Genomic DNA, 12,735 nt, shown 5'->3' with positions numbered 1-12,735 from the left:
TTACAAATTTTACCTCGCACCCGGTACAGGAGTGATTCACGTTGAAACAAAAGGGCTGTCCGCATGCAGGAATTCCTGCAACGGGACAGCCCTCAATTATCCTATTTAATTACCGGGCGGATGGAGCGCTCTCCGCTGTCGGTGCTGCAGGCCGCGACTGCTCTGGCGAGGTCTCGGTTACGGAGCTCCCGGCAGGAATGACCCTTGGTGCCGGTGCAGGCGCCGACTGTCGTTCCGAAGGTACAGCCCTCGGCTTCTGGGCTTGCGCCGCGGCCGGCCGTGACTCTTGGACGGGCACCCGTCTCTCTGAAGCTGCCGGCGCCGCTGTCGGTTCCCTTGTCGAAGCTACAGGCATCGGACGCTGGTCCGCTGCTGCCGGACGCGTTTCTGCCGGTTGCGGCTTAGCTTCCGTTTTTGTTGAGTCCGCTCCTGCGGAATCCGACAACTGGGCCGAATTGTCTGCAACACTTTGCAGCTGATCTCCCGCACCGGCCGGCTTCGTGGAACTCTCCGGCATCACCTGCTGCTCACTGCCGGCCGGTTTATCCGCCGATGTGATTGCGGAGCTCGCCAGCGGCGAAGAAGTCGATTCCATTGGGGGATTGGTTAACGTACATCCGCTAATGAATACCATGATTGCCGCACCAAGGAACGACCACCGGTAGGATTGGGCCTTAAACTGTTTGATCATTCTCATTCTCCTTTGCAATTGCGCTTTGTGTCCTATCCAATTGACACTGCCCATCGCTCTGGCAGGCTGCGAGAAGCTCTCCAACAGTTTGATCAACGTGTATCCGTAGTCCTGTCGTTGTTCCGGATTCAAGCAGCTGAGCGCCAGAGCGTCGCTCGCGATCTCCTGATCGTCCCGCATACGGCGGTAGGCGTACCATAGTACGGGATTAAACCAATGAATAATGAGCAATGCATACATAAGTCCATTGACCTTAATATCGTTTCTTTTGCTATGAGCTAGTTCATGCAGGAAAATATGCCGCCATTCGTCATCGTTCAAGCTGCCGGCCAAGTTATGAGGGATGATGAGGACAGGTTTTAGGAAACCGAAAAGAGCCGGGCTTGCCAACTGGCTGGATTGAACCAGACCGATAGAGGTTTGGACGCCCATCCTTGTTTTACACTCATAGAACAGCTCCCGAACCCGCGTGTCGGTTACCGCAACTGTGTCTCTTTTCAGCTTAAGGGCAAAGATCCCGTTCACCCAGACGGTGTAGGCAGCCAGCAGACACACCCCAACGACCCAAATAAGCACGAATACATGCCGGTATGTGAATGAGTCCGTGGCGCCCTGATCCGCCCCAACCATCCTATCTGGACTAAGTTGTACATCGGAGTAAAAGGAATTAGAGTAGTCAATCCAATGATAGATACTAAATTCGCTCTCCGGCCCCCACGGCAGAATTAACCGCATGATAACGAGCAGCCACATCAAATAAAGCCACCGCGGCTTCAGCCGATTCTTGAATACCTGCTGAAACACCACAATCAAAGCAACCAGGATCGCAGCCATGAGCGAGACAGAGCAAACCCAATTGAATAGACCCGCAAGATGTTCTGTGAGTAATCGAATCACGCTTACCCTACCCTTCTCTATTGGAGTTAATAAGATTATTAGTGTCGGTTTGGCTCTTCATGGAGCACTTACTCCTTGGCTTTATCATCGAGAATATGTCTTAATTCTTTGATGTCTTCCGAGGACAATTTTTCTTCTTTCAGAAAGTTGACCAGCAATGGCTTAAAGGCGCCTCCAGATATTCTTTTCAAGAAGGAGGCTGTTTCCGACCTGACGCATTCGTCTTCGGAGACCAGCGTATAGTAGGCATACACCTTGCCTTCTTGCGAATAAGCAATCGCCCCTTTCTGTACTAATCTGTTCATAAGCGTTCTTATCGTTTTGGGCTTCCAGTCCGTGTAGTCTTCTAAGGCCTCTATGACCTCATTGGCAGATCTGGGCGACTTCGACCAGAGAACCTTCATGACTTCCCATTCCGCGTCCGAAATTTGGGGAATTTGGCTCATCCTTGTACCTCCTTGCATCGATTGATTACATATGTAATACAACATCCATATTACAAGTGTAATCTTCTATTGTCAAATTCAACGCAGCTTCCGTCCGAATCAGTTCTCTACCTTGTCATATTCCCATTGAACCTATTCATACCTTTAATATGTCCATACAAATTACAGAGCGGCATGGGAGGTTGCGAGATGAACGGGAATAAGGGGAATCACCCTGACCAATGGCCGGGAGATACACCGGCGGCTTTACATTCGCAGACAGTTGGCGAAAGAGGCCCCGTATTGGAACAGGACAGTGTCCTGCATGAAACGCTGGAGACTTTTGTCCATTCGAATTTATTGGAGAGGCCTGTACATGTCAAAGGTTATGGCGCATTCGGCTGCTTTCAGACCGTGAATGCCATGTCGGCCTACACACAGCTATGTTTCTTGCAAAATCCGGGTCAGCAGGTGCCCGTCACGGTCAGATTCTCCCTTGCCGTCAGCAATAAAGGCACGCCGGATACACCTCGCAACGTGCGAGGGTTCGCCACTAAGTTCTATACGGATCAGGGCGTCTTCGATCTTGTCTGCAACCATATCCCTGTATTTTCTGTCCGAGACGCCATCCGCTTCCCGGCATTCATCAAGTCCCTCCTGCCATCACCGGTCAATAATCTCCTTGACCCGGAGCGATTCTGGAGCTTCGTCGCCCAGACTCCGGAATCCACGAACTTTATCGTTTGGCTCTACTCCGACGTTGGCACCGTCAAGAGCTTTCGTCACATCTCGGGTCACAGCGTCAATACATACGTATGGAAGAACGCACAAGGCGTCCGCACCTATGTCAAATATCACTGGATGCCGCTTGCGGGCGTGCAGTACATCGACCAACAAGAGGCTGCCCGGCTTGCCGGCGAGAATCCCGATTATGCAGGCAAGGATCTTTTCGACACGCTGAACGCGGGAAACACAGTTGAATACGGCCTTTACGTACAGCTGATGGACCCTGTGGACGAGGCGTCTCTCCCTTACGACCCGCTTGACCCTACGAAGGTATGGGATGAGCAGCAATATCCCCTGCACCCGGTTGGCAGATTGATCTTAAACCGCAATCCGCATAATTATAAGGAGCAAGTAGAGAAGTTAGCCTTCTCTCCTTCCAACCTGCTCGAAGGCGCCGAGTTATCGGATGATAAGCTGCTGCAGGGGCGTGCCAATATTTACTCGGATTCACAGCGGCGGCGGCTGGGAACGGACTTCCGCCATATTCCGATCAATCATCAGCAGAACTGGTCGCCTGATTCGCTTGTGACCAGCGGTAACGGCAGATTCGTCGAAGGACGTCTCGGACGGTCCGACATCTCCAAGCAAGACGACTTCACGCAAGCCGGTCAGTTCTATCTTGCTCTTGCACCGTTGCAGCAGGAGCACTTGGCCGATCATCTAGCCGGTGATCTTGCCCAGGTATCACACGGGACGCAACATACTGTGCTTAGATATCTGTACCAAGCATCAGCCGAACTTGGCGAACGAGTCGCCACGAAGATACAAATGCATGGAAGTAGATGAGAGAACAGCCAGGGCACCCCGATCGGGGTGCCCCTTTTCCATGTTAGCCATCTATTTTTACGCAATATTTACATATAGTTCTAATAGAGTTTACAAAAGATTTCTATGATAGTAGTAAGCTTCATAGAACTTTACTTTAGAGGGGTGTACACGTTGATTAATAAAAATAACATTGCCGCTGCCATTACCGGCTGTGTGCTAGCCGCGAGTCTGAGCATCGGCACCGTAAGCGCGAATACCGACGATATCCAGTTGAGGAAAGCAATCGAGAATATGCAAGGTACGGTAACATGGAATGAGCAAGATCGTTCGGTCACCCTTAACGTGAGCGGGATTCAAGCAACTATCGCTATCGATCAGGACAATGCCACCCTTCAAGGCAAAGCGGTCAAATTGAGCCAGAAACCATACATCTCTAAGGATATTGCATACATTTCGCATGAATTCTTCAAGCTTATCCGCGACAAAGTGGTCGCTGAACAGAACCAATCCGGACTTGAGCTGCTCGGCTCCTATTCCATGCCATCCCAGAAGGCGGAAATCGCCGCTTCCACGCCGGACGGCAAACGTCTCATCGTGACCGAAGCCAACCTGGGCAGCATTCGCGTACTGAACATCGAGGATGTAACGAAGGTGTCGGATGTGCAACAAATCAGCTTCAAATCCGTCTCCGATAAAGCTGAAGTTACCAGTGTGGCTGTAACCCCTGACGGTAAATTCGCCTTGGCGGCAGTTCGGACGGGAGATCATGTATCCAACCCTAGCAAAGGCTTCGTAGCCGTAGTCGATCTGTCCACCCTAGAAACCGTCAAAACTTATGAAGTAGGTATCGGCCCTGACTCCATCGCTATCTCGAAGGATGGACAATACGCAGTTATCGCCATTGAGGACGAAGAGATCGACCCGACTACAGAGGAAATCGACATGCCTACTACGAAGCGGCCGGGTTCGATTGCCATCTTGACATTGCCGGCAGGTGACGCGACGAAGGGAGAATTGACGGATGTAGCCATCGATTTGAGTCAAACCGGCGGCGGTGCCGTTTACCTTCACGATCCCCAACCGGAATATGTGGCGATTAGTCCCGACAGCGCGACGGCAGCGGTAACGCTTCAAGAAAATAATGCGATCGCTATCGTCGATCTGAAAACAAAGAAAATAACGAAAACCTTCGGTCTCGGGACAACCAAGCATTTGGCGGACCTGAAGAAGGACGATAAGGTGTCTTTCCAAGATGAATTGACAGCCCGCCCTGAACCGGACGGCATTGTCTTTACGGCAGACGGCAAATACCTGGTCACAGCGAATGAAGGCGATTTGGGCAAGGATGAGTTTAAGGATGGCGTGAAGTCCGGCGGGCGGAACATCATGGTCTGGGATCTTGACGGCAAACCGGTGTACGACAGCAAGGAGCTGGTTGACTTGAAAGCCGCCCAAGCCGGCTTATACCCGGACGATCGCAGCGCTAACCGCGGCTCGGAAGTGGAGAATGTCACGATCGGCGAAATCAACGGCAAACAGCTGCTGGCCGTAGCCGCCGAGAGGGACAATGCGATTTTGTTCTTTGACGTGACGGATCCTATTAAGCCGATTTACCAAGGATTGATCCCTAGCGCCGGCGTTTCCCCTGAGGGCATTCACAAGGTGAACGGGCGAGATCTGTTCGTGAGTGCGGACGAGGTTTCGGGAACCATCAGCTTTTATGGAGTCAAATAAAAGATGACGAACAAGGCCTTCTGTCATAGAAGGCCTTGTTTTACAGCTTTAATATTCTCCTTTGATTACAAAAAACGAACCCCGGATTGTTCCTGCCAATGCAGACTTCTGCCTAGCAAACTTAAACTTTCCTTCTAACTCCTGCGGCACTTCCATCCCCTCCGACAGTTTAAAACCAACAGCCCGCTTCTTAGGGTCATCAATCGTGTACATGACATTGAGCGCAAGCCCGTCTTCATAAAAGACATAGGCAAATTTAATATTTTCCACCTGGAAGCGCGATGTTTCTAAAGGTTTGGCCGCAAATTCGATTTGACGCTCTTTCAAAATCTGATTCACATAATCAAGCGTCTCCTGGCTTTCGCTCGCGGGTACAACCGTAAATTCATGTTTGTATTTGTTCATAAAGTATCGAGCTTCATTGGCACGTAAACCGGCAAGCGCTTCAACTACAGGTGAAGACTCTAAACCAATCGTAGACACTTTTTTGAAATCAACGATATAGGACATAATCATCTCTCCTTTTATCTCTTTATTTCCTAGTGCTAGTCATTTCATTCATTTAGAAGAGTTGTTCACGCTCAGAACCTCTTATTTATTGGACACCATTTGGTGTCTATTTTGATTATATGACACCTTTCGGTGTCTTGTAAAGACTATTCGCTAAAAAAACTATCAATCCGTCTGATTGATCTCGTTCGTCTCTTTCCGTAAATAGGCGCCATGCTCTTGCGTCCACGTCCACATGGCGGCGAATATCGGCTGCAGGCCCTGCCCAGACGCTGTCAAATCGTATTCGACATGCAGCGGTACGCCGGGATACAACGTGCGCGTTACGAGTCCTTTCCCCTCTAGCAGCCGTAGCCGATCCGTCAATGTTTTCGGGCTAATCGGATGCAGCTTGCGGCGCAATTCCCCGAACCGCCGGTTACCGTTAAACAACTCGAACAAGAGAAGGAGCATCCACTTACTGTCCAGTATTTCAAGAATGGGCTCGACCGTGCCGGGGCAGGATTTATCCATTTCCATTCGCGATTCCTCCATAGTTCATTTTTTGAAACTATTGCACTTTAATGTAACTACTTTTCAAATGTACCACAGAGCCGTTATGATGTGAATCAAGAAGTGGGAAAATTACGCAGGCAAGCAAAAGGAGTGATTATTCATGGATCGACCATTTGAATTGGATCCGGCGGAATACCCGTTCGAAGATCATTGGCTGTCTTACCGGGATGGGCACATCCATTATCTCGATGAAGGTCAAGGACCGACGGTTCTTCTTCTACACGGTAACCCCACATGGTCCTATCTTTATCGAAACGTTATCAAAGAGCTTCGTGAGGATTTTCGTCTTATCGCCCCTGATTACCCCGGATTTGGAATGTCGAAAGCGCCGGCTGGCTACCGATTTACGCCGCAGGAGCAATCGGTAGCCATTCAAGAGCTGATTCGCTATTTGGATTTAAAGGATTTTATATTAGTGGTTCAAGATTGGGGAGGACCGATCGGCATGAACTACGCGGTACGACATCGCACTAACTTGCGCGGCATTGTCGTGATGAACACTTGGGCTTGGCCTGCAAAAATATGGCCGATGAAGTTGTTCTCGCTCGCAATGGGGGGCCGGCCTATCGGTTATTGGCTTCAGACACGGTTCAATTTCTTCGCCAAAGTTATTGTTCCGCACGGGATATACCAGACCGACAAAGTCACGGATAGTTTGCGAAGAGCTTATACAGACCCATTCCCCACCCCGGAATCCAGAAAACCGACATGGGTATTCCCGAGGCAGATCCGCAAAGCACGGACTTGGCTCGCCGGCATTGAATCGAAGTTGTCAGATTTGAACGACTTACCCGCACATATTCTTTGGGGAACGAAAGACAGTGCCGGGTTCCCGCCTGAACAGATGGCTAAATGGCAAAAATATTTTCCGCTGAACGAAACCGAAATCCTGGAAGATGCCTCCCATTATGTGCAAGAGGATCGTCCTGACCGGGTAGCGGCATCCATTCGAAGTATATTCAAGAGAACAAGAGGAGGCGTATTTCAATGAAAACGATTTTGTGGGCAACTTTAACCGCCAACGGCAATTATGCTCAATCCGGTCCTGAAAACCCACCGAAGAAAGAAGCGTTGGATGACTTCGCCACACAAGCGAAAGCGGCTGGGAACTTCGTTGTCGGGCGACGGACATTTGAAGGTATGCGCGGAAATGGCGCTGGGGGGCCTTTTGGCGAAGTAGATATTGTCGTGATTTCCAGGAGTGCCGCGGAAATTCCCGGCGTAAAGATCGTCAGATCTCCTAAGGAAGCCTTGGACTACCTGCAACAGAAAGGTCATCAAACCGTTCTCATTAGTGGCGGCGCTGAAATCCACAATTCATTTTTAGGCCAAGAATTGGTAGACGAATTGATATTCAACGTGGCGCCCGTGTTGGAGGGGAAAGGGTTAAATCTGTTAATCGATAAAGAGAACTATAAGTATAAACATTTGCAATTACTGGACTGCAAACCCCTCGGCGGTGATGTCGTTCAACTGAGATATTCGCTAGAACGTTAACTTGTAAAGGCTGGGCCATGCATTCTAAACTTCATTTTGACGCTTTCGTATCTCGGCTCAGCATAACATCTGTACGGCGAAATTAAAGGGCGCCCAAATTGGACGCCCTTCCCCTCTTGCATGTCTATTTCTATAGTATTGTAATAAGTAATGCATCCCCTGTGTTATTTGAGCATTTGATACACTTGCTCAACATCCTTATCCCCACGGCCGGACAGATTAACAATAATAATTTGATCCTGACTCATCGTCGACGCTAGCTTCTTTGCGTATGCAACCGCATGCGCGCTCTCTAGGGCAGGGATAATTCCCTCCGTGCGAGATAACTCCTGGAAGGCCTCCAGTACTTCCTCATTGGTGACAGTTGCATATTCTGCACGACCCGTCACCTTCAGGTGGCTATGCTCCGGCCCAATTCCCGGATAGTCAAGTCCCGCGGCAATCGAATAGGTCTTCTTTGGCTGGCCTTCCTCGTCCAGCAGCACTAAACACTTGAAGCCATGAATGATGCTTGGGATACCTTGGGTTAAGGATGGCGCCTGATCAGGCTCAACGCCGATCAAGCGAACTGTCGGCTCATCGATGTAGTGAGCGAAAGCACCAATGGCATTGCTGCCACCACCTGCACAGGCTACTACGGCATCCGGTAAGCGGCCCTCCTTTTCCATAATCTGCAGCTTCGACTCTTCGCTAATAATCGCCTGAAAGTGCTTGACCATCGTCGGAAACGGATGTGGACCAACTGCGGAGCCGAGCAAATAAAACGTATTTTTATAATTGCGAACCAGATCGTCCAGCGCAGCATCTACTGCATCCTTCAATCGTCCTTGGCCATTATGAACCGGCACAACCGTTGCGCCGAGCAACTCCATTCGGAACACATTTAGCGCCTGCCGGCGCGTATCTTCAGCACCCATGTAAATGACACAGTCCATATTAAACATGGCGCAGGCCGTTGCCGTAGCAACTCCATGCTGTCCGGCACCAGTCTCGGCAATGATCCGCTTGGCACCCATCCGCTTCGCAAGCAGAATCTGGCCAATCGCATTGTTAATTTTATGCGCTCCGGTATGATTCAGATCCTCACGCTTTAAGTATATTTTGGGTCCTCCCCAAGCTTTGGATAACCGCTCTGCATACGTCAGCGGATTCTCGCGGCCAACATATTCGCGCAGGTAATAGCGGAGCTCTTCCTTAAACTCCGGGTCATCTCTAAACTTGTAAAATTGCTCACTCAAATAATTCAACACTTCTTGCAATTCCGGCGGGACGAAGCTGCCGCCAAACTCCCCAAAGTATCCCTCTTGCTGCAATTGTTGGTCCATAGGTAAGCGCCTCCACTAGTTAGGAATAGGAATAATTTCCACACTCAACTATCTTACCATAAATTACTGATATAACTCTCCGCGTTGTCTGGAATGGCCCATATTGAATATAAGAAAGCTCTCCCCAAACAGGCTCCAGTATCCTCTGTAAGTTTTGAGGGTACCCCAATTGGGTGCCCTCTGGAGATATCTTTATCCGTTTTAAATCTCAATTTAGTTTCACTATAATGTCGTATCTGCTGGTCTAATTTCTACATTACGAAAAAATTTATTTGAAAAACTTATTGTCACTTATGATACGGCTCCCCCCGATTAATCCGCATAGCGCGATAAATCTGCTCCACCAGCACCAGCCGCATCAGCTGGTGCGGCAGCGTCATGCGGCCAAACGACAGCCGCATATCCGCACGGCGCAGCAGCTCGCTCGACAGCCCCAGCGAGCCGCCGATCACGAAGGCCACTTGGCTCCGTCCATAGGTGGCCAACCGGTCGAGCGACGCCGCCAGCTGCTCGCTCGACCACATCTCGCCGTCGATGGCCAGCGCCACGACGTAGACGTCCGAGCCGAGCTTGGTTAGCAGCCGCTCGCCTTCTTTGACCCGCACCTGCTGCTCCTCGGCAGGGCTCATGTTCTCCGGTGCCTTCTCATCCGGCACCTCCACGATGCTGACCTTGGCATACGGCCCAAGGCGCTTGACATACTCCGCGATCCCATCAACGAGATAGCGCTCCTTCAGCTTCCCAACCGTTAAAATCTGTATCTGCATGACGCCAACTCCTTTTCCTTCTCTTCCAATCGCCAAAACAAAAAGGAAGGCCTAAGCCTTCCCTCAAACAACCAGAAATCGCGCTAATTCCTTGCAATGCTCACAGTGTGTCGGAGGCTCCCAATTGGCGAAGTGGGTTTTCTGCAAATCCACAATGTCCGGCGCCTCTTCGTATTCATCGACAAATTCATCAATCGCGATTTCGACATGATCTTTGCAAACTACGTGCATGCAGCTACCTCTCATTATACATTCCTGTTTTATTTATCGGTTGCTTCCACTAAGGTGACCACCGTGTTCATTTTCTTGCCGCCGCGATAGAACACCACGTTCACTTTGTCCCCGATGTGCTTCTCGTTGTATAAATATTTACGCAGTGCGATCGTGGAGTCAATCTTCCGGTCGTCCAATTGGATGATGACATCCTGTGGCTTCAGACCCGCTTCCTTGGAAGGGCCGGAAACATCGAAGACGATAATTCCAGTCTTCACCTCTGCAGGCAGCTTTAATACATCCGTCCCCTTAAAAGCTTGCAGCTCCTGCGTAGACACACCCATGAGCGGCCGTTTCACCTTGTGGTCCGTAATCAAATTGTCGATAATCGGCTTCGCGCTGTTAATCGGAATGGCAAAGCCCAGCCCTTCCACGCCCGTATCGGATATCTTCATCGAGTTAATGCCGATGACCTTCCCATCGATATTAACCAGCGGACCCCCGCTGTTCCCTTGGTTAATGGCTGCGTCCGTCTGGATCACATCCATTTCCCAATCGTAGTCCGTACCTTCGCGGGACAGCGCTACAGGAATCGTCCGCTTAGGCGATGAAATGATGCCCTGCGTTACGGTCGGCGAGAACCCCAGACCTAGCGGGTTCCCGACAGCAATCGCCACCTCGCCCGCGCGCAGCGTCTCAGAATCGCCAAATTCCGCAAGCACCTTAATGTCCTTGCCATCCGCCTCAAGCACGGCCAGATCGGTCACCCGGTCGCGCCCGACCAGGGTTGCACTGCGATGCTCGCCTTGGAAATTGACCATTTCGAATTGGTTGCCGTTCTCCACCACATGGCTGTTCGTGACAATTCGCACTTTATCGCCATTGCGGGCGAATATAACACCGGATCCGATGCCTATGCCGCTTTCTTGGCCCTTATCATCCTTCTTCGAAGAAATCACGCTGACCACGGCCGGTTTGATTCTCTCCGTTGCCGCTACGATCGAATCGTTAATATTCATAGGACGTACTTCGGCATTAGCTGCTGCAGCCGGTATGGCCGTCGCTTCGGTAGACGATTCGCTCTCTCCGAACCCGTTGACGATGCCGACAAGCAGCAGCATGGCTAACGCCCCGCCCACCCCTGCAGCAAGGGCCACATTTCTTCTGCGTCCCGCGAAGCTCGCGAATGCGCTGGAACCTTTCGGGCGCCACACAGGCTGGCGATGCTTAGTTCTTTTGGTCGAGTAAAAATCATCATCAAACAAACTCACAGGGGGTCCCTCCTTTGCTGTCGGGGGTCTGTCGCTACAGGTATGAAAGCCACTGCAGTCTCTGCCATTTCTCAGTCACTCAGTCACTTAGCCAGATGCTGCAGCCCCATTCGCCACGGCAACCTATTTTGCAAAAAATAGGAATGTTTCGTTCCGTTCTTGCCTACAATAATAGTAAACCAAATCTCTCAAGGAAATACTAGAGTCTGCCTAAACTTTTAAATCGGAAATTAAAGGAGATGCTCCCTATGAACCGGATTCCATCCCATCTCGACGAAATCAACATGATCGGCAAGCTCGCTGATCTCAAAGACAGCCAATACCACCAATCGCTGATACTCTCATCTCTCATTCAAACGCTTATTGATAAAGGGATCATAACCCCCCAAGAAATTCAGCTCAAATCCAAAGAAATCGATGCGGCGCTTACTCCAAGTCCGAATCCGAATGCGAACCCAATACATCCCATTTCGTAGACCGGTCAAAATAAGTATCCATCAATCTTAGCTGCTTAGACTCAGGGGCGCGCTCTTGTACTATGTTATTCACCGTCAGCCTGGCCAAATCCATTAAATTATGGTCGCGGCTCAAATGCGCCATGTAGACGGACTTCGTTCTATTCGTCAGCACATCGCAAAGCGCTTCCCCTGCGGCCTCGTTGGATAAATGCCCCTTATCCCCGAGAATGCGTCGCTTGATGCTCCATGGGTAATGCCCGACCCGCAGCATGTCCACATCATGATTCGTCTCCAGCACCAGAGCGTCGGAATCCGTAATCTTCTCCTTCACCTTCTCGCTCATATAGCCTAGATCCGTCACAACGCTTAACTTTTGCTCGCCTTCATAAAAGCAGTAGCCCACCGGCTCTGCAGCATCGTGCGAGATGCCGAAGGACTCCACGCGCAGCGTGCCGAATTCAACGGATCCTCCGGTTTCCATGACCCGCTTGTTCTCATCCGCGATCACGCCGATTTGACGGTCGAGCTCGACCCACGTCTTCTCGTTGGCGTAGATCGGCAGATCATACTTGCGCGCCAGCGCGCCCAAGCCTTTGATATGATCCGAATGCTCATGCGTGATCACAATGGCGTCAATACTGTCGGCCGCGAGCTCGCGTTCCTTCATCAGCTGTTCCATCTTCTTGGCGCTGAAGCCTACATCGATCAGCACCTTCGTTTCCCCATTGTCAACGACCGTTGCATTCCCTGTCGATCCGCTCGACAGCACTGTAAATCTTATACCCATCTTACCCTGCTCCTCTATGCTTCCATGTCCACGCTTATAAACCTATGTAAA

14 protein-coding genes are annotated in these 12,735 nt (G+C 50.6%); 5 read left to right on the top strand and 9 right to left on the bottom strand.

All coding sequences use genetic code 11. The annotated features are described in order from the left end of the window. Positions 1–109: 109 nt before the first annotated feature. Positions 110–1,588 carry a M56 family metallopeptidase gene (locus J2X61_RS25015; protein WP_310191621.1) on the bottom strand — a complete coding sequence of 493 codons (1,479 nt, stop codon included), beginning with the start codon at positions 1,586–1,588 and terminating at the stop codon, positions 110–112. Between the two features lie 68 nt (positions 1,589–1,656). Continuing rightward, complete coding sequence (locus J2X61_RS25010; protein ID WP_274471927.1) at positions 1,657–2,034, bottom strand: BlaI/MecI/CopY family transcriptional regulator; 378 nt, start codon at positions 2,032–2,034, stop codon at positions 1,657–1,659. A 189-nt stretch (positions 2,035–2,223) separates the two neighbouring features. Here J2X61_RS25010 and J2X61_RS25005 point away from each other — a divergent pair, with 189 nt between their 5' ends. Together J2X61_RS25005 and J2X61_RS25000 are read left to right on the top strand one after the other, a co-directional pair. Then, a complete protein-coding gene (locus J2X61_RS25005) occupies positions 2,224–3,585 on the top strand; it encodes a catalase (protein ID WP_310191616.1) in 1,362 nt (453 codons plus the stop codon). Between the two features lie 144 nt (positions 3,586–3,729). Continuing rightward, on the top strand, positions 3,730–5,301 hold the full coding sequence (locus J2X61_RS25000; protein ID WP_396135501.1) for a choice-of-anchor I domain-containing protein: 1,572 nt from the start codon (positions 3,730–3,732) through the stop codon (positions 5,299–5,301). Between the two features lie 48 nt (positions 5,302–5,349). Here the strand turns inward: J2X61_RS25000 and J2X61_RS24995 are convergent, their stop codons facing one another. Together J2X61_RS24995 and J2X61_RS24990 are read right to left on the bottom strand one after the other, a co-directional pair. Then, complete coding sequence (locus J2X61_RS24995) at positions 5,350–5,811, bottom strand: phage tail protein (RefSeq protein WP_310191611.1); 462 nt, start codon at positions 5,809–5,811, stop codon at positions 5,350–5,352. 165 nt (positions 5,812–5,976) lie between these two features. Further along, a complete protein-coding gene (locus J2X61_RS24990) occupies positions 5,977–6,330 on the bottom strand; it encodes a winged helix-turn-helix transcriptional regulator (RefSeq protein ID WP_310191608.1) in 354 nt (117 codons plus the stop codon). Positions 6,331–6,466: 136 nt separating this feature from the next. Here J2X61_RS24990 and J2X61_RS24985 point away from each other — a divergent pair, with 136 nt between their 5' ends. Together J2X61_RS24985 and J2X61_RS24980 are read left to right on the top strand one after the other, a co-directional pair. Next, positions 6,467–7,357, top strand: a complete 891-nt coding sequence (locus tag J2X61_RS24985) for an alpha/beta fold hydrolase (protein WP_310191606.1) — start codon at positions 6,467–6,469, stop codon at positions 7,355–7,357. Continuing rightward, positions 7,354–7,863, top strand: a complete 510-nt coding sequence (locus J2X61_RS24980) for a dihydrofolate reductase family protein (protein WP_310191603.1) — start codon at positions 7,354–7,356, stop codon at positions 7,861–7,863. Before J2X61_RS24985 ends, J2X61_RS24980 begins: the two co-directional genes overlap by 4 nt. A 164-nt stretch (positions 7,864–8,027) precedes the next feature. Here the strand turns inward: J2X61_RS24980 and trpB are convergent, their stop codons facing one another. The 4 genes from trpB to J2X61_RS24960 form a co-directional block, all read right to left on the bottom strand. Beyond that, a complete protein-coding gene (gene trpB / locus J2X61_RS24975) occupies positions 8,028–9,188 on the bottom strand; it encodes a tryptophan synthase subunit beta (RefSeq protein WP_310191601.1) in 1,161 nt (386 codons plus the stop codon). A gap of 287 nt (positions 9,189–9,475) precedes the next feature. Beyond that, positions 9,476–9,955, bottom strand: a complete 480-nt coding sequence (gene rlmH, locus J2X61_RS24970) for a 23S rRNA (pseudouridine(1915)-N(3))-methyltransferase RlmH (protein ID WP_310191599.1) — start codon at positions 9,953–9,955, stop codon at positions 9,476–9,478. Between the two features lie 63 nt (positions 9,956–10,018). Next, a complete protein-coding gene (locus J2X61_RS24965; RefSeq protein WP_274471935.1) occupies positions 10,019–10,186 on the bottom strand; it encodes a CxxH/CxxC protein in 168 nt (55 codons plus the stop codon). Between the two features lie 29 nt (positions 10,187–10,215). Then, complete coding sequence (locus tag J2X61_RS24960; protein ID WP_310191594.1) at positions 10,216–11,439, bottom strand: S1C family serine protease; 1,224 nt, start codon at positions 11,437–11,439, stop codon at positions 10,216–10,218. A gap of 248 nt (positions 11,440–11,687) precedes the next feature. Between J2X61_RS24960 and J2X61_RS24955 the strand changes: the two genes are divergently transcribed. Beyond that, a complete protein-coding gene (locus tag J2X61_RS24955; RefSeq protein WP_274471937.1) occupies positions 11,688–11,915 on the top strand; it encodes a hypothetical protein in 228 nt (75 codons plus the stop codon). Here J2X61_RS24955 and J2X61_RS24950 read toward each other — a convergent pair. Then, complete coding sequence (locus J2X61_RS24950; protein ID WP_274471938.1) at positions 11,866–12,684, bottom strand: MBL fold metallo-hydrolase; 819 nt, start codon at positions 12,682–12,684, stop codon at positions 11,866–11,868. The two genes, J2X61_RS24955 and J2X61_RS24950, sit on opposite strands and share 50 nt — an antisense overlap. Between the last annotated feature and the right edge of the window lie 51 nt (positions 12,685–12,735).

Source organism: Bacillus sp. 3255, from assembly GCF_031456485.1.
Classification (GTDB): domain Bacteria; phylum Bacillota; class Bacilli; order Paenibacillales; family NBRC-103111; genus Paenibacillus_E.
The sequence above is the reverse complement of the archived record's forward strand: the minus strand, read 5'-3'. Positions and strand labels throughout refer to the sequence as shown.

Coding starts and splice junctions, on each gene's coding strand:
- J2X61_RS25010 (WP_274471927.1), bottom strand. CDS start 2,034: ATGAGCCAAATTCCCCAAATTTCGGACGCGGAATGGGAAGTCATGAAG.
- J2X61_RS25005 (WP_310191616.1), top strand. CDS start 2,224: ATGAACGGGAATAAGGGGAATCACCCTGACCAATGGCCGGGAGATACA.
- J2X61_RS24995 (WP_310191611.1), bottom strand. CDS start 5,811: ATGTCCTATATCGTTGATTTCAAAAAAGTGTCTACGATTGGTTTAGAG.
- J2X61_RS24990 (WP_310191608.1), bottom strand. CDS start 6,330: ATGGAAATGGATAAATCCTGCCCCGGCACGGTCGAGCCCATTCTTGAA.
- J2X61_RS24985 (WP_310191606.1), top strand. CDS start 6,467: ATGGATCGACCATTTGAATTGGATCCGGCGGAATACCCGTTCGAAGAT.
- J2X61_RS24980 (WP_310191603.1), top strand. CDS start 7,354: ATGAAAACGATTTTGTGGGCAACTTTAACCGCCAACGGCAATTATGCT.
- trpB (WP_310191601.1), bottom strand. CDS start 9,188: ATGGACCAACAATTGCAGCAAGAGGGATACTTTGGGGAGTTTGGCGGC.
- rlmH (WP_310191599.1), bottom strand. CDS start 9,955: ATGCAGATACAGATTTTAACGGTTGGGAAGCTGAAGGAGCGCTATCTC.
- J2X61_RS24965 (WP_274471935.1), bottom strand. CDS start 10,186: ATGCACGTAGTTTGCAAAGATCATGTCGAAATCGCGATTGATGAATTT.
- J2X61_RS24955 (WP_274471937.1), top strand. CDS start 11,688: ATGAACCGGATTCCATCCCATCTCGACGAAATCAACATGATCGGCAAG.
- J2X61_RS24950 (WP_274471938.1), bottom strand. CDS start 12,684: ATGGGTATAAGATTTACAGTGCTGTCGAGCGGATCGACAGGGAATGCA.